This window comes from Pseudomonas sp. B3(2017), from assembly GCF_002113595.1.
GTDB classification, from domain to species: domain Bacteria; phylum Pseudomonadota; class Gammaproteobacteria; order Pseudomonadales; family Pseudomonadaceae; genus Aquipseudomonas; species Aquipseudomonas ekonensis.
The window spans coordinates 95,393-111,752 of record NZ_NEIU01000008.1 but is presented as its reverse complement, the minus strand read 5'-3'; the positions used below and the strand labels follow the sequence as shown (position 1 = coordinate 111,752).

General features: G+C 64.3%; 12 protein-coding genes. 4 read left to right on the top strand and 8 right to left on the bottom strand.

What is annotated here, in order from left to right; genetic code table 11:
• Positions 1-138 precede the first annotated feature (138 nt).
• The 3 genes from CAG33_RS14040 to yjiA all read left to right on the top strand — a co-directional run bounded on the left by CAG33_RS14040 (position 139) and on the right by yjiA (position 3,543).
• Positions 139-2,205, top strand: coding sequence for a carbon starvation CstA family protein (locus CAG33_RS14040; RefSeq protein WP_085584121.1), 2,067 nt, complete (start codon positions 139-141; stop codon positions 2,203-2,205).
• Positions 2,206-2,220: 15 nt separating this feature from the next.
• Complete coding sequence (locus CAG33_RS14035) at positions 2,221-2,418, top strand: YbdD/YjiX family protein (RefSeq protein ID WP_085584123.1); 198 nt, start codon at positions 2,221-2,223, stop codon at positions 2,416-2,418.
• A 156-nt stretch (positions 2,419-2,574) separates the two neighbouring features.
• Positions 2,575-3,543: a GTPase gene (gene yjiA, locus CAG33_RS14030; RefSeq protein ID WP_085638886.1), complete on the top strand. Its 969-nt coding sequence runs from the start codon at positions 2,575-2,577 to the stop codon at positions 3,541-3,543.
• Positions 3,544-3,625: 82 nt separating this feature from the next.
• Here the strand turns inward: yjiA and CAG33_RS14025 are convergent, their stop codons facing one another.
• The 7 genes from CAG33_RS14025 to CAG33_RS13995 form a co-directional block, all read right to left on the bottom strand.
• Positions 3,626-4,336 carry a GntR family transcriptional regulator gene (locus tag CAG33_RS14025; RefSeq protein ID WP_085638883.1) on the bottom strand — a complete coding sequence of 237 codons (711 nt, stop codon included), beginning with the start codon at positions 4,334-4,336 and terminating at the stop codon, positions 3,626-3,628.
• A 24-nt stretch (positions 4,337-4,360) separates the two neighbouring features.
• Complete coding sequence (locus tag CAG33_RS14020) at positions 4,361-5,065, bottom strand: FadR/GntR family transcriptional regulator (RefSeq protein WP_085584129.1); 705 nt, start codon at positions 5,063-5,065, stop codon at positions 4,361-4,363.
• A gap of 49 nt (positions 5,066-5,114) precedes the next feature.
• A complete protein-coding gene (locus tag CAG33_RS14015) occupies positions 5,115-6,428 on the bottom strand; it encodes a C4-dicarboxylate transporter DctA (RefSeq protein ID WP_085584132.1) in 1,314 nt (437 codons plus the stop codon).
• 274 nt (positions 6,429-6,702) lie between these two features.
• On the bottom strand, positions 6,703-7,257 hold the full coding sequence (locus CAG33_RS14010; RefSeq protein WP_139831491.1) for a hypothetical protein: 555 nt from the start codon (positions 7,255-7,257) through the stop codon (positions 6,703-6,705).
• Positions 7,258-7,333: 76 nt separating this feature from the next.
• Positions 7,334-7,906 (bottom strand): hypothetical protein, encoded by a 573-nt coding sequence (locus CAG33_RS28275; RefSeq protein WP_139831490.1) that lies wholly within the window; start codon positions 7,904-7,906, stop codon positions 7,334-7,336.
• 289 nt (positions 7,907-8,195) lie between these two features.
• On the bottom strand, positions 8,196-9,449 hold the full coding sequence (gene glyA / locus CAG33_RS14000; RefSeq protein ID WP_007924771.1) for a serine hydroxymethyltransferase: 1,254 nt from the start codon (positions 9,447-9,449) through the stop codon (positions 8,196-8,198).
• 239 nt (positions 9,450-9,688) lie between these two features.
• Positions 9,689-13,537: a bifunctional diguanylate cyclase/phosphodiesterase gene (locus tag CAG33_RS13995; protein ID WP_085638880.1), complete on the bottom strand. Its 3,849-nt coding sequence runs from the start codon at positions 13,535-13,537 to the stop codon at positions 9,689-9,691.
• Between the two features lie 286 nt (positions 13,538-13,823).
• Here CAG33_RS13995 and ettA point away from each other — a divergent pair, with 286 nt between their 5' ends.
• A complete protein-coding gene (gene ettA / locus CAG33_RS13990) occupies positions 13,824-15,488 on the top strand; it encodes an energy-dependent translational throttle protein EttA (RefSeq protein ID WP_085584140.1) in 1,665 nt (554 codons plus the stop codon).
• A 377-nt stretch (positions 15,489-15,865) separates the two neighbouring features.
• Here the strand turns inward: ettA and CAG33_RS13985 are convergent, their stop codons facing one another.
• Positions 15,866-16,360: a GreA/GreB family elongation factor gene (locus tag CAG33_RS13985; protein WP_085584142.1), complete on the bottom strand. Its 495-nt coding sequence runs from the start codon at positions 16,358-16,360 to the stop codon at positions 15,866-15,868.

The following is a 16,360-nucleotide window of genomic DNA, read 5'->3' as shown; positions in this document are numbered from 1 at the left end:
ACGCTGACTATAGACCCGGCCCGCCGGACGCGACCAGCCCGCAGCGGCCTCAGACCAATGTCGGGTATGGTCTTTACGGCCAACAGCGCTAAACTCGGGGTGGCTGTCTTTCTTGTCCACCCTGGCTGGAATAATAAAATGAAAAATAATAATAGCCCGCTACGCCACTTACCCTGGCTGGTGCTGGCAATCGTAGGGGCGTGCGCCCTGGGCGTCGTGGCCTTGCGTCGAGGCGAGGCGATCAACGCCTTGTGGATCGTGGTCGCCGCTGTGGCCATCTATCTGGTCGCGTACCGCTACTACAGCCTGTTCATCGCAAACAATGTGATGCAGCTCGATCCGCGCCGGGCCACCCCCGCCGTGATCAACAACGACGGTCTGGACTACGTGCCGACCAACAAACACATTCTCTTCGGACACCACTTCGCGGCCATCGCCGGCGCAGGCCCCCTGGTCGGCCCGGTGCTGGCGGCGCAGATGGGCTACCTGCCCGGCACCCTGTGGCTGATCGCCGGCGTGGTGCTGGCGGGCGCGGTGCAGGACTTCATGGTCCTGTTCATGTCCACCCGCCGCAACGGCCGTTCCCTGGGCGACATGGTGCGCGAGGAAATGGGCCGCATCCCCGGCACCATCGCCCTGTTCGGCTGCTTCCTGATCATGATCATCATCCTCGCGGTGCTGGCGCTGATCGTGGTCAAGGCCCTGGCCGAAAGCCCGTGGGGCATTTTCACCGTGATGGCGACCATCCCGATCGCGATGTTCATGGGCGTCTACATGCGCTACATCCGTCCGGGCCGCATCGGCGAGATCTCGGTGATCGGCGTGTTGCTGCTGCTGGGCTCGATCTGGCTGGGCGGGCAGGTCGCCGCCGATCCGGTGTGGGCCAAGGCCTTCACCTTCACCGGCGTGCAGATCACCTGGATGCTGATCGGCTACGGCTTCGTCGCGGCGGTGCTGCCGGTGTGGCTGATCCTCGCCCCGCGCGACTACCTGTCCACCTTCCTCAAGATCGGCACCATCATCGCCCTGGCGATCGGCATCCTGGTCACCATGCCCGAGCTGAAAATGCCGGCGCTGACCCAGTTCGTCGACGGCACCGGCCCTGTGTGGAAGGGCGGCCTGTTCCCGTTCCTGTTCATCACCATCGCCTGCGGTGCGGTATCCGGGTTCCACGCGCTGATCTCCTCCGGCACCACGCCGAAGCTGCTGGACAACGAAACCAACGCCCGCTACATCGGTTACGGCGGCATGTTGATGGAGTCCTTCGTGGCCATCATGGCAATGGTCGCCGCTTCGGTGATCGAGCCGGGCGTGTACTTCGCCATGAACAGCCCGGCCGCCGTGGTCGGCGGTGATGTGGTGGCGGTGGCGACGGCGGTCAGCAACTGGGGCTTCGCCATCACCCCGGATGCGCTGCAGGCCGTGGCCCACGACATCGGCGAAACCACCATCCTGGCCCGCGCCGGCGGTGCGCCGACCCTGGCGGTGGGCATCGCGCAGATCCTGCACAGTGTCCTGCCGGGCGAGAACACCATGGCGTTCTGGTACCACTTCGCGATCCTGTTCGAGGCGCTGTTCATCCTGACCGCCGTGGACGCCGGCACCCGCGCCGGGCGCTTCATGCTGCAGGACCTGCTCGGCTCCTTCGTGCCGGCGTTGCAGCGCACCGAGTCCTGGACCGCCAACCTGATCGCCACCGCCGGCTGCGTGGCGATGTGGGGCTGGCTGCTGTACCAGGGCGTGATCGATCCGCTGGGCGGCATCAATACCCTGTGGCCGCTGTTCGGCATCTCCAATCAGATGCTGGCGGGCATCGCCCTGATGCTCGGCACCGTCGTGCTGATCAAGATGAAGCGTCAGCGCTACATCTGGGTCACGCTGCTGCCGGCCGCCTGGCTGCTGATCTGCACCACCACCGCAGGCTTCATCAAGCTGTTCGACGCCAACCCGGCGATCGGCTTCCTGTCGCTGGCCAAGAAGTACAGCGATGCGCTGGCCGCAGGCCAGGTGCTCGCGCCGGCCAAGAGCGTGGAGCAGATGCAGCATGTGATCTTCAACGCCTACACCAACGCGACGCTGACGGCGCTGTTCCTGTTCGTGGTGTTCAGCATCCTGTTCTATGCGCTCAAGGTCGGCATCGCCGCCTGGGGCAAAAAAGAACGCACGGACAAAGAATCGCCGTTCCAGGCCCTGCCGGACGCGTAACCTGAGGATTGCACCATGTTCAATGACCTGAGTCGCCTCGGTAAATACCTCGGTCAGGCCGCACGCCTGATGGTCGGCATGCCCGACTACGACACTTACGTCGAGCATATGCAGACCAAGCACCCGGACAAGCCGGTGATGGACTACGAGACGTTCTTCCGGGAACGTCAGGAGGCCCGTTACGGCGGCAAGGGCGGGCCGAAGTGCTGTTGAGCTGACAGCCTGCGGCCGACGCGGTAAACCTGTGGGAGCCAGCCCGCCGGCGATAGCGGAGCGTCATTCGGCAACGATGCCGACTGACCCGCCCTCATCGCCGGCAGGCTGGCTCCCACATTTGTTTTGTGATTCTTTCAGATCAGGAGAAAACGCTTGTCCTCTCCCATTCCCGTCACGGTGCTCAGCGGTTTCCTCGGCGCCGGCAAGACCACCTTGCTGCGCCACCTGCTCAAGGCCGAGCACGGCCTGAAGATCGCCGTGATCGAAAACGAATTCAGCGACGCCGGCATCGACACCCAACTGCTCGGCGATGAGCCCGTGCAGGTCATGACCCTGGCCAACGGCTGCGTCTGCTGCACCATCCACACTGATTTGACCAAGGCCCTGTACCTGCTGCTCGAACGGCTGGACGGCGGCGAAATCGCCTTCGACCGGCTGGTGATCGAATGCACCGGCCTGGCCGACCCGGCACCGGTGGCGCAGACCTTCTTCATCGACGAAGAACTGCGCGAGCGCTACCTGCTCGACGGCATCATCACCCTGGTGGACGCCGCGCACGCCGACCTGCACCTGACCCAGACCATCGCCCAGGCGCAGGTCGGGTTCGCCGACCGCTTGCTGGTGAGCAAGACGGACCTGGTGGACGAAGCCGCCTTCACCGCCCTGAGCGAGCGGCTGACGCGCATCAATCGGCGGGCGCCCATCCGCGTGGTCGAGCACGGCCGGATCGACCTGGCCGAACTGCTCGACGTGCGGGGCTTCAACCTCAATGCCGACCTGGGCGGCGGGGTGAGCCTGAGGCCGGTGCGCCAGGCGCCGTCCATCGACCGGATCTCCAGCCTGGTGCTGCGCACCGACCGGCCGCTGGACATCGACCGCCTCAGCGGGTTCATGAACGAGCTGCTGGAGGAGCATGGACGGCAACTGCTGCGCTACAAGGGCGTGCTGAGCATTGCCGGAGAGGATCGGCGCCTGGTCTTCCAGGGCGTGCTGAAGCTTTACGGTTTCGACTGGGACACCGAATGGGCCGAAGGCGAGGCGCGGGAAAGCGTGATCGTGTTCATCGCCGATGACCTGCCTGAAGAGAAGATCCGGGCAGGGTTCGCCGAAATGGCAGGCTGAGGGCGCGGCGCCGGCAGGAGGGCTCCCACAGGTTTTGGGCCGCGCCGGCCACTGTGGGAACGGGCTTGCCCGCGAAGGCGATCTAGCCTGCGGCTCTGTGTTCGCGGGTCGGGTCGAGCAGTCTGTCCTCCAGGCGCTCCAGGTAACGGCTCATCAGCACCGCTGCCTTGTCCGCGTCCCCATCTGCCACCGCCTCGACGATCGCCGAATGCGCCTGCCAGGAGTCGCCCTCGGGGGCCTGCCCGGCATTGCGCGCAATGGCCAGCGACGTCAACGGCACCAGGCTGCCGAGAAAGTGCGCCAACGGCGCATTCCCCGCCAACTGCGCCAGTTGCAGATGAAACTCCCCGGACAGCCGGATCGCCGCACCGCTTTGGGCTTGCGCCACGGCCAGGCGCTCGCGCTCCACGCATGCCCGCAGGCGCTTGAGCCCGTCAGGCGATGCGTTGCGGCAAGCCATGCGCACCAGCGTGGCTTCGGCCAGACGCCGAGCGTGCAGTGCTTGCCGGGTCTGCTCGGCATCGGGCTCGGCGACCCGTGGCCGATGATGGGTGCGCAACACAATGACGTGCTCATGGGACAACCGCGTCAGCACCCGGCGCACCTGCGCGCGGCTGACGCCGAACATCGCCTTGAGGCTGTCTTCCGTGAAGCGGTCCGCAGGCCCGATCCGCTGCTCCAGGATCGCCTCGAACAATTGCCGATAAAGATCCTCCGCCGGCGCCCGCAGGCCGGGGAAGGGCAGGGCCGCCGACATCCGGCGGGTGTGAGGCGACGTGGCAAGGCTGTTCATGACCGGTCTCCCGTGTGAGGCGATTCAGTTGCCGAGGTGGTCATCCGGAATGTTCAGCTCGATCCCCATCCGGCGTCCTTCGCGCAGGATGTGCCGACGCATTTCGGCGCTGGCCTGGGCGCTGTTCCGGTTGCGGATGGCGCGCACCACGGCTTCGTTCTCTTCCAGGCGTTCGGCCAGGTGCTGGGGCGAATTGCGCAGCACCTCGGCGCTCTGCTTGAGGGCGTTGCCGGTCTGCTGCACCACGCTCTGGAAGATCGGGTTGGCGGTCAGGGCGAACAGTTCTTCGTGGAAGGCGATGTAGGCGTTGGCCCCGGCTTCGCTGTCGCCGGCGTCGAGGGCTTCGCGCATGTCCATCAGGGTCAGGCGCAGTTGCCCGACTTCCTTGCTGCCGACCGACTGCGCCACCAGGCCGACGATGAACGGCTCCAAGGTGTAGCGCAGTTGCAGGACGTCCTCGAGGCTGGCGCGGGCGACGGCGCTGTCGGGGCTGTGCGTGTCCTCGGCCTGCGCCTCGAGCACCACCACGCCTTTGCCGGGCATCGAGCGCACCAGGCCCAGGGTTTCCAGCACGGTCACCGCCTCGCGCAGGCTCGGGCGGCTGATGCCCAGTTGTTCGGCCAGCTCGCGCTGGCCCGGCAGCATGTCGCCGGAACGCCACTGGCCTCGGGCCAGTGCGGCGCGGAGTTTTTCCACCACTGAGTTGACGACGGTTGAAGTAGTAATCACGTGTTCGCTCCATGGGCCGTGCCTGCGCTCCGGCAGGCACGGCGGTCATTCAGAATTCTTTGGCCGCCGCCCGGGCGGCCGGTTTTCTTGGCTGAAAGGTATAGCCTTGCTCGCCGCTGAGCACCTTGTTGGCCCGTTGCACATCGATGTCCCTTTCCCAGCGGGCGATGGCCACGGTGGCGACGCAGTTGCCGGTCAGGTTGGTCAACGCCCGGCCGATGCCCATGAACCAGTCCACCGCCAGCACCAGCACCAGGCCCACCACCGGAATCGCCGGGATCGCGGTCAGCGTCGCGGCCAGGATCACCAGCGCGGAGCCCGGAATGCCGTGGGCGCCCTTGGAGGTGATCAGCGACACCAGCAGGATCGTCAGCAGATCGGTCATGGCCAGCGGCGTGCCGGTGGCATTGGCGATGAAGACGATGGCCAGGGTCAGGTAGATCGAAAAGCCGTCGAGGTTGAACGAGTAGCCGGTGGGGATCACCAGCCCGACGGTGGAGCTGCCGATGCCCAGGTGTTCGAGCTTGCGCATCACTTGCGGCAGCACGGCGTCGGAGGACGCGGTGCCGAGCACGATCAGCAGTTCCTCGCGCAGGTACTTGAGCAACGGCCACAGGCGCAGGCCCGAAAGACGCATCACCAGGCCCAGGACCAGGGACACGAAGGCGGCGCAGGTCAGGTAGAACAGGCCGATCAGGCTGCCCAGGTGCTGCAGCGAATCCAGGCCGTACTTGCTGGTGGTGAAGGCGATGGCGCCGAACACGCCGATGGGCGCCAGGCGCACGATCATGCCCATGATCCGGAAGATCACATGGCTCAGTTCGTTGATCAGCCGCGAGATGCCGGAGGCCGCCTCGCCCACCAGGTTCAGCGCGCTGCCGAACAGGACGGAGAACAGCAGCACCTGCAGGATGTTGTTGTCGGCGAAGGCGCCGAGGGCCGATGCCGGAATCAGATCCATCAGGAACTGGGTGGTGGTGTGCATGTGCTGGCCGCGTTCGGCGATGTCGCCCATGTCGGCGGCGGCCAGCTGTTCCAGGTGGATGTTGGCGCCGCTGCCGATCCCGGTGGTGAAGGCGAAGACCAGGCCGATCACCAGGGCGAGGGTGGTCAGCACTTCGAAGTAGATCACCGATTTGAGGCCGATGCGCCCGACCTTCTTCAGGTCGCCGGCGCCGCTGATGCCGCTGACCACCACGCAGAACACGATCAGGCCGATGAGCATCTTGATCAGTTTGATGAAACCGTCGCCCAGCGGTTTGAGCTGGGCCGAGTATTCGGGGAGGGTCAGTCCGCAGACGATGCCGAGCATCAGGCCGAGAACCACTTGGAGGAAGATCGAACGCGAGCACCATCTGAGCATGGGAGGAATCCTGGTCGGTGTCCTGGCTGCCGGGCGCGTGGCGCTTCGGATTGAGGACTTAATTATTGTGGTCTTACCGGTATGTCCAGTGCGGGGGCAGAATAGGCGCTGTTTCGGGAGGGGTGCAAGTGAAAAATGACAAATTGGCTTGACCGGTCTGACCAGTGGTTCGGTGCTGCCGGTTATCTTGCCTTGCTTGTGAAGAGGCCAAAGCGCGGACGGTCATGTCCGCGCCTTGGCGTCGGGTAGGCGGTGCGATCCTTGCGATGCCGGATCAGTAGGGCGCGTTGCGCTGCAGGATGTTCAGCTTGAAGTCCAGTGCGGTCGAACTCTGGTTGGGGTCGGTTCGGATGAACGTGCCAACCTTGGGGTCATATCGGTTCCGGCTCAATCCGGCCCGGAGCAGTTTGCCGGCCCGCGTCTGTATCCGGACGGTGGGTGTGTCGCTGCCGAGTCGATCCAGCGTGACGATCTTGCCGCGGGCGTTCAGCAAGTTGAAAGTGGTCTGGTCGCCGTCTTCGGTGGCATAGGCGTTCAGGAAGTCTTCCTGCTCTTTGCTGACAGTCCTGTAGTAATAGTCTCCGGGAGTCAGAATATAGATCGTGTAATAGTCGTCGAGGCATCTGAAATAAAACGTCAGTGCGTCGGGTGCGACGTTTGGGTTCAGGAACAAATAATCGGAAACATCAATGTGGGAAGAAAGAGTGAAGGGCACGTAGTCGGGGCGCATTGTCGAGACTTTCTTGCCGTAGGTCAGTCTTGGAAAGTGAGGGTTTCCAAGAGGGGTGCTGAAAGTTGCAATGAAGGATTTTTCCTGGTCGGTGCTCATAGGATGCTCAGCGTTCTGAATGTTCGTTGAAAAGTGCAGTGTCGCGGGAAGTTGAAGTGCGTCGGGCAGGCGTGGGTCAGACTTCGTCCGGGTCACTCAGGAACGATGCGTTGCGCTCGATGATCCGCAGCTTGAACACGATGCCTTCCTTGTCGGTTTCGCCCAGGTAGCGGTAGGGCGCGCCTCTTCGGCGGAGGCTGCCGACATGCCGGGCGCTGCGTGCCTGGAGCCGGATGAGGTGGGTGTCGCGGGTCAGGTCCGGCAGCGTGATGACGCGGTTGTCCAGGTTCAGCAGATTGAAGGAGGTGGTGTCGCGACCGGCCGGGAGAAACGCCCCGAGGAAGCCGGAAGGGTCTTTGCTCAGGCAGTATCCTGCATAGACGGGGTGGGACCTTACATAGAGGTGGTAATAGTCGTCCGTGCAGCGGAAGTAGATCGTCATTGGCGCGGGATTGGGGATGTCCTGTCGGGAGCGATGGCCCAGCAGGTGGCTGTCGTTTTTCTGTTTCGGTGCGCCAGTGAAAAAGCCACCGGAAAACTGTGTGTCCAGGCGTGTGGCAGGAGTTTCGTGCAACAGGCCAAGAAAGTTAACGTGCTGAGTGTCCATTGCTAATGTTGCGATGAAAGAGTCTTGCCTGTTTGTTCTCATGGGTTCTTCCTTGAATTCCAGTGGTGAGTGGCATTTGGATTGTTTCTTAGTTGTATGTTTTGGTGTTGTCGTGTGGATGGATTTATTGGCGCTGGCGAATTTGGTGAACGATAACAGTTAGTTCTTTGGTGTGGTCGATAGTGATGGGGTGTTGTTGTTTCAAGTCTTGAATGGCAGGAGGGAAAGTTGCTTGGGGAAAGGGGCGCGAGTCAGGGGAACGGCATTTTGCGGGCGAAAAAAAACCGGCCAATCGCTTGGCCGGTTTTCCGTGCTGGGGTTCAGGCTGCCGTTAGGCGCCGTACACCGGCAGCTTCTTGCAGATGGCCTTGACCTTCTCGCGAACGGCGTCGATCACCGCTTCGTTGTTCAGGTCGGCCAGGATGTCGCAGATCCAGCCGGCCAGTTCCTTGCACTCGGCTTCCTTGAAGCCGCGGGTGGTCACGGCCGGGGTGCCGAAACGCAGGCCGGAGGTGACGAACGGCGAGCGCGGGTCGTTAGGCACGGAGTTCTTGTTCACGGTGATGAACGCTTTGCCCAGTGCGGCGTCGGCGTCTTTGCCGGAGATTTCCTGCTTGATCAGCGACAGCAGGAACAGGTGGTTCTGGGTACCGCCGGACACCACGTCGAAACCGCGCTCGATGAACACGCCGGCCATGGCCTGGGCGTTCTTCACCACTTGTTGCTGGTAGGCCTTGAACTCAGGCTGCAGAGCTTCCTTGAAGCAGATCGCCTTGGCCGCGATCACGTGCTCCAGCGGGCCGCCCTGGGCGCCCGGGAACACGGCGGAGTTCAGTTTCTTCTCGATGTCGGCGTTGGCGCGCGCCAGGATCAGGCCGCCACGCGGACCGCGCAGGGTCTTGTGGGTGGTGGTGGTCACGACGTCGGCGAACGGCACCGGGTTCGGGTAGACGCCGGCGGCGACCAGACCGGCCACGTGGGCCATGTCGACGAACAGGTAGGCGCCGACCTTGTCAGCGATGGCGCGGAAGCGCGGGAAGTCCAGCACCTGCGAGTAGGCGGAGAAACCGGCCACGATCATTTTTGGCTTGTGCTCGACCGCCAGGCGCTCGACTTCGTCGTAGTCGATCAGGCCGTTGGCGTCGATGCCGTACTGGATGGCGTTGTACAGCTTGCCGGAGGAGGACACGCTGGCGCCGTGGGTCAGGTGACCGCCGTGGGCCAGGCTCATGCCCAGGATGGTGTCGCCGGCCGACAGCAGGGCCAGGTAGACCGCGGCGTTGGCTTGGGAGCCTGCGTGCGGCTGGACGTTGGCGTAGTCGGCGCCGAACAGTTCCTTGGCGCGGTCGATGGCCAGTTGCTCAACCACGTCGACGTATTCGCAGCCGCCGTAGTAGCGCTTGCCCGGGTAGCCTTCGGCGTACTTGTTGGTCAGCACCGAGCCTTGAGCTTCCATCACCGCAGGGCTGGTGTAGTTTTCCGAAGCGATCAGCTCGATGTGTTCTTCCTGGCGCTGAGCTTCTTGCTCCATGGCGGCAAAAAGGTCGGCGTCGTACTTGGCAATAGTCAAATCACGGCTGAACATGGCGGTCCTCAAGGATCGGGGCAGAAAAGGGGGGCATTCTAACCCAACGGGTTTTGGATGGCATATGAAACGACATCATGTCGCAGACAAGTGGCGTTCATGGCCGAATGCGTGGCGTCCGTGCCGGCCTTTTCGCTGGCCAGCCAGTTCGCACAGTAACCGCTGATAACCACGAACTTCATGATTGACATCAAACTTTGTGGGAGCTGGCTTGCCAGCGATGGCAGCGCCGCAGATCCTCAGTCGAACATGAACAGCGCATCGTTGCTGAACTGCGCCTCGAACCGCCCCGCCGGCATCGGCCGGCCGAACAGGTAGCCCTGCACCTCGTCGCAGCCGTGCTCGCGCAGGAAGTCCAGTTGCTCGTGGGTCTCCACGCCCTCGGCGATCACCGCCAGGTTGAGGCTGTGGGCCATGGCGATGATCGCCCGGGCGATCTGCGCGTCCTGCTCGCCGGACGGCAGGCCGTCGACGAAGGTGCGGTCGATCTTCAGCACGTCGATCGGGAACTGCTTGAGGTAGTTCAGCGATGAGTAGCCGGTGCCGAAGTCGTCCACCGCGATACTCAGCCCGAGGTTCTTCAGGCCGTCGAGAATCTGCATCGCCTCGCTGACTTCGCGCATCAGGATGCTTTCGGTCAGCTCCAGTTCCAGGCAGGCCGGCGGCAGGCCGGTTTCGCGCAGGGTGGTGGCGATCCGCGTGCCGAGCTGGCCGTCGGAGAACTGCCGGGCGGAGATGTTCACCGACACCTTCGGCACGCGCACGCGGCTCTGGTGCCAGGTCTTGAGTTGGCGGCAGGCTTCGGCGATCACCCAGTCGCCGACGTCCACCACCAGGCCGAGCTCTTCCAGCACCGGGATGAAGTCCCCCGGCGGCACCAGCCCGCGACGCGGATGACGCCAGCGCAGCAGGGCTTCGGCGCCGGTCAGGCGCTTGCCGTCGCCGCTGAACTGCGGCTGGTAATACAGCACGAATTCGTTCTGCTCCAACGCGTGGCGCAGGTCGCTTTCCAGCTCCAGGCGCTCCAGCGCACTGGCGTTCATGTCGGCCTGGTAGAACTGGAAGTTGTTCTTGCCGCGTTCCTTGGCGTGGTACATCGCGGTGTCGGCGTTCTTCATCAGTTGGCTGAGCTCGTTGCCGTCCTGGGGGCTCAAGGCGATGCCGATGCTGGCGGTGACGAAGAACTCGCGGCCTTCGAGCACGAACGGTTTCACCAGGCTGGCGAGGATCTGCTCGGCCACGTGGATCGCCCGGTTGAGCGCCATCTCGCGGCTGGAGCGGTGCTGCAGCAACAGGGTGAATTCGTCGCCGCCCATCCGCGCCACGGTGTCGTCATCGTCGACGCAGGCCAGCAGGCGCGTGGCCATGTCCTTGAGCATGCGGTCGCCGGCGGCGTGGCCGAGGGAGTCGTTGATCGGCTTGAAGCGGTCGAGGTCGAGGAACATCAGCACCACCCACGACTTCTGCCGGTCGGCGGACTGCAGCGCGGTGTGCAGGCGGTCCTGGAACAGCGTGCGGTTGGGCAGGTGGGTCAGGGCGTCGTAGTAGGCGAGGCGGTGGATGCGTTGCTCGCTGGCCTTGCGCTCGCTGATGTCGCTGAAGAAGCACACGTAGCTGGCCAGGTCGCCTTCGTCGTCGAGCACGGCGGTGATGCCGACCCAGGCCGGGTAATGCTCGCCGTTGCGCCGCTTGAGCCAGACTTCGCCTTCCCAGGTGCTGTGCTGGTGCAGTTGCTTGAGCACATAGCGCAGGTGCGCGTCCTGCTGCTCGTCGACGGTGAGCATGTTCGGCAACTGGTCGAGGACTTCGGCCACCGCGTAGCCGCTGACCCGGCTGAACGCCTCGTTGGCCTGGACGATGTAGCCGGCGGGGTCGGTGATCAGGATCGCCGACGTCGAGTGCTCGAATACGGTGGCGGCCATGCGCAGGTCTTTTTCGGCGCGGCGCTGCTGGCTGATGTCGCGGCCCACGCCGAGCACACCCTCGAAGGCGCCGTGCTCGTCCCACACCAGCACCAGGCGCAGCTCGATCGGGATCTTGCGGCCGTCGGCCCGCAGGCAGTCGAACAGGAACATCTGGGTCTGCACTTGGCTGCGCAGCAGCGCCAGTTGTTCGGGCTTGTCCAAGGCCTTGCTGACGCGGTCCATCAGGTGATAGATGCCGGTCAGCTGCTGCGGGTTGGCGATGGTCGACTGCCAGCCGTTCTGGAAGATCCACTCGGCGTCATAGCCCAGCACCGCCTGCACCGAAGGGCTGACGTAGTTGAGCGACATCTTGCTGTCGGTGGAGAAGATCACGTCGCTGATGCTTTCGGCGAGCATCCGGTAGCGCTGCTCGCTGTCGCGCAGGGATTCGCTGGCCTCGATCTGCTCGGTGATGTCCTTGGCCACGCCGATGATCCGTGTGACCTGATCGTGCTTGTCCCGGGCCAGCGCCTGTTCGCGGATGTCGAAGCGCCGCCATTTGCCGTCGCGGTGGCGAAAGCGCAACTGGCACTGCAGCAGTTGGCTGTAGCCGGCGTGGCGCTGCAGTTGGCGCGAGCGGTGGTAGTAGTCGGCGTCTTCGGGGTGCAGCAGGATTTCCCAGAAGTACTCGCCCATCTGATGCAGTTCGGTGCGGTTGTAGCCCAGGGTCTGGCCCAGGTGATGGTTGCTGAAGATCATCCGCTGGCTGATCACGTCCTGCACGTACAGGTGATCCGGCACGGTGCGCACCACGTCCGACCAGAAGCCCTCGCGCTCCAGCAGCGACAGTTCGATCAGCTTGCGGCTGGTGATGTCGTTGATGCTCAGGATCACCGCTTTGTAGTCGTGCTGTTCCTGCGGCAGGCGCAGCACCAGCCACAGGTGCTGGTCGCGGCCGTTGATGTCCGGCAGCTTGATTTCGAGCTCCAGCTGCTTCTGTTGCTGGAGCACGGCGTCGAGCACCTGGTTGCCGATGGCGCAGTGGGTGTGCGGACGGCCGTCGATCAGCAGCTGCCAGGCGTGCTCGCAGGAATTGACGTTGAGCAGTTGCAGCGCCACCTGGTTGACCTCGGTGATGCGCAGTTCCTGCAACAGCTGCTGGCGCTGCTGCGGGTGGTCGAGCCAGGCCTTGAGCTGGTCGCTGGTCTGCAGGCGGGCCTTGTCGAACACCTGCTTGAGCCCGGACAGGTCCAGCACGCACAGGGCCACGCCGGTGCCTTCGAAGATGTCCTGGTAGCGGCGCCGGCCTTCATGCAGTTGGCGCTGGCGGCGGCGCATGTTGAGCAGCGCGATGAACGGCAGCAGCGAGAACGCCAGGCCCAGCAGGCATTTGCCGATGAAGGCCGGCAACAGTTGCTCGAGCACGCGCTGACGGTCGAACAGGCCGCGCAGTTGCCAGTCGCTGCTGCTCAGCGGCACGGTCAGCACGCTGTTGGCCAGGTCGTCCGGGGTCAGGGTGCTGGTGCGGGCGGAAGGCAGGACTTCGTCGCGGCTGATGATCTGATGGTTGATGCGGTTTTCCACCAGCCACAGCGGGCGGATGCCGGTGTCGCCCTGTTTGGTCAGCGAGGCGAAGAAGGTCGGGGTCAGGCGCAGCGCCCAGTAGCCGCGGGTACTGCCGCTGGCCTGGTGCAGCAGCAGGTGCACCACCGAACCGTCGTCGGCGTTGCTGAAATAGTGGGCCTGGGCGCGGCTGCGGCGCACCAGTTCGCCGAGGTAGTCGGCGTCTTCGCTGGCGGCGTCGCTGTCGCTGAGCACCTTGCCGGACGGGCTGAGCAGCGCCAGGCTGCGCAGGTCGGGCAGCGACTGCTGCAGCTTGCGCAACAGCGCCTGCTGTTCGTCGGCCGATTGCGGCTGTTCGACGATCGGTAGCAGGTTGAGGGCGATCTGCGCGTTCAGCGCCATGTTCAGGCTGACCTGGGAGGCGAGATCGGCGGTGTAGTCGATGGTGTACTGGCGCTGGTTCTTCTGGGTTTCGCGCAGTTGGTCGAGCAGTTGCCAGAACAGCAGCGCCAGCAGCAGAAGCACCAGGGTCGCCAGCGCGCCTTTCAATGTTCCGCGCAGGGGCGAGCCGGGCGCCGGTTGGGTGCTGCTCACAGAGGCTGGCGGAGTGACATTGGACAAGCTGGAATCCTGCGGTTTGGCTGGACTGGCGCGACGTGCACTATAAGCCGGACGCCCGAAGGGCGGCTAGCATGCCTTGAGTTGTGGCGAAGTGCCAGCCCCGCTCGGCTGGACTGCCTTCCGTCATTCAGGTAGCTTTGCCGGTTACGCGGGAGCGTTCCAGCTCCTAGACTCAGACTTTTTCCGCGCGCACGCATTGGGCACTCTCAACTGAACGACGCGCACCGGTCTGGCCAGGCATCGCCTGCGCTCCACTCATTCATCCGTCACTGACCCTAGGTTCTCCATGGCTCAATACGTCTTCACCATGCATCGGCTGGGCAAAGTTGTTCCGCCGAAGCGGGAAATCCTGAAAAACATTTCGCTGTCCTTCTTCCCTGGCGCCAAGATCGGCGTGCTCGGCCTCAACGGCTCGGGCAAATCCACGCTGCTGAAAATCATGGCCGGCGTCGACACCGAGTTCGAGGGCGAAGCCCGCCCGATGCCGGAGCTGAACATCGGCTACCTGCCGCAGGAACCGCAACTGGATCCGGCCAAGACCGTGCGCGAAGTGGTCGAGGAAGCGGTCAGCGTGATCAAGGACGCCCAGGCCCGCCTGGACGAGGTCTACGCCGCCTACGCCGAGCCGGACGCCGACTTTGACAAGCTGGCCGCCGAACAGGCCAAGCTCGAAGCGATCCTGCAGGCCAGCGACGGCCACAACCTGGAGCGTCAGCTGGAAGTCGCCGCCGACGCGCTGCGCCTGCCGGCGTGGGACGCGAAGGTCGAACACCTGTCCGGCGGTGAGAAACGCCGCGTGGCCCTGTGCCGCCTGCTGCTGTCCGCCCCGGACATGCTGCTGCTCGACGAACCGACCAACCACCTGGACGCCGACTCCGTCGCCTGGCTCGAACACTTCCTGCACGACTTCCCGGGCACCGTGGTGGCGATCACCCACGACCGTTACTTCCTGGACAACGTCGCCGGCTGGATCCTGGAACTCGACCGCGGCGCGGGCATTCCTTACGAGGGCAACTACTCGGGTTGGCTGGAAGCCAAGTCCGATCGTCTGGCCCAGGAATCCAAGCAGCAGTCGGCCCACGAAAAGGCCATGAAGGAAGAGCTGGAGTGGGTGCGCAAAGGCGCCAAGGCCCGCCAGTCCAAGTCCAAGGCACGTCTGGCGCGCTTCGAGGAAATGCAGTCGCAGGAATTCCAGAAGCGCAGCGAGACCAACGAGATCTACATCCCGGCCGGTCCGCGCCTGGGCGACAAGGTCATCGAATTCAAGAACGTCACCAAGGGCTACGGCGACCGCGTGCTGATCGACAACCTGTCGTTCTCCATGCCCAAAGGCGCCATCGTCGGCGTGATCGGCGGCAACGGCGCCGGTAAGTCGACCCTGTTCCGCATGCTGATGGGCAAGGAAACCCCGGACTCCGGCAGCATCGAGATCGGCGAGACCGTGCAGCTGGCCTGCGTGGACCAGAGCCGCGAAGACCTGGACGGCAGCAAGACCGTGTTCCAGCAGATCTCCGACGGTTCCGACCAGATCCGCATCGGCAGCTACGAGATTCCGTCGCGCACCTACGTCGGCCGCTTCAACTTCAAGGGCGGCGACCAGCAGAAGTTCGTCAAGGATCTATCCGGCGGTGAGCGCGGCCGTCTGCACCTGGCGCTGACCCTGAAAGAGGGCGGCAACGTCCTGCTGCTCGACGAACCGTCCAACGACCTCGACGTCGAAACCCTGCGTTCCCTGGAAGAGGCCCTGCTGGACTTCCCGGGCGCCGCCATTGTGATCTCCCACGACCGGTGGTTCCTTGACCGCGTCGCGACCCACATCCTGGCGTACGAAGACGACTCGCAAGCGGTGTTCTTCGAAGGCAACTACACCGAGTACGAGGCCGACCGCAAGAAACGCCTCGGCGACGCCGCGGCCCAGCCGCACCGTGTTCGCCACAAGAAGCTGGCCTGATCCGGCTGGTGGCATGAAAGAGAACGGAGCCTTAGGGCTCCGTTTTTTTTGCCCTGCGTACTTTCAGTGGAACCGCATCAAGGCCATCGCCAGCAGGCTGGCTCCCACAGGTTCCGTGTCCGCCACCCACATTGTGGAAGCCAGCCTGCCGATGATCTGCGGCCAGCGCAAACCTGTGGAAGCCAGCCTGCCGATGATCTGCGGCCAGCGCGAAACCTGTGGAAGCCAACCTGCCGATGATCTGCGGCCAGCGCGAACCCTGTGGGAGCTGGCTTGCCAGCGATTGGGCCGGTGCATCCGACATCACCGGGGACTGATCCGACGCCCTCGACTGTGGGAGCCAGCCTGCTGGCGATGGCGTCAGTGAAGATTGCCGCCTAGGCCGGTTCGATGCGGATCACCTCGATCACCCGATCGCCGGCCGGGCGCTGCCACAGCACTTCGTCGTTGAGCCGGGCGCCCAGCAGCGCCCGGCCCAGGGGCGAGCTCCAGTTGATCAGGCCGCGGGCGACGTCGGCCTGGTCTTCGCCCACCAGTTGTACCCGGCGTTCGGTGTTGTGCTCGTCGGCGTAGGTCACCCAGCTGCCGATCTGCACCTTGTCGGTCGAGGTGGCGGCGGGCACCACCTGGGCGCTGCCGACGCGCTGCATGAAATAGCGCAAGTCCCGGTCGAGATCGGCCAGGCGCTGCTTGTCGGCCTGATCGCCCTTTTCCGATTGCTCGGCCAGCAGGGCCTGCAGTTCCGCCACTTTGGCCTGCAGCAGCGCAAAGCCCTGGGGCGTGACGTAGTTGGGTTGCGTGCTGACCTGCCGCTCGACCGGTTGGTCGGCCTGCGCGGCGGCGTTGTCCTCATTGACGAAAGCGCGGCTCAT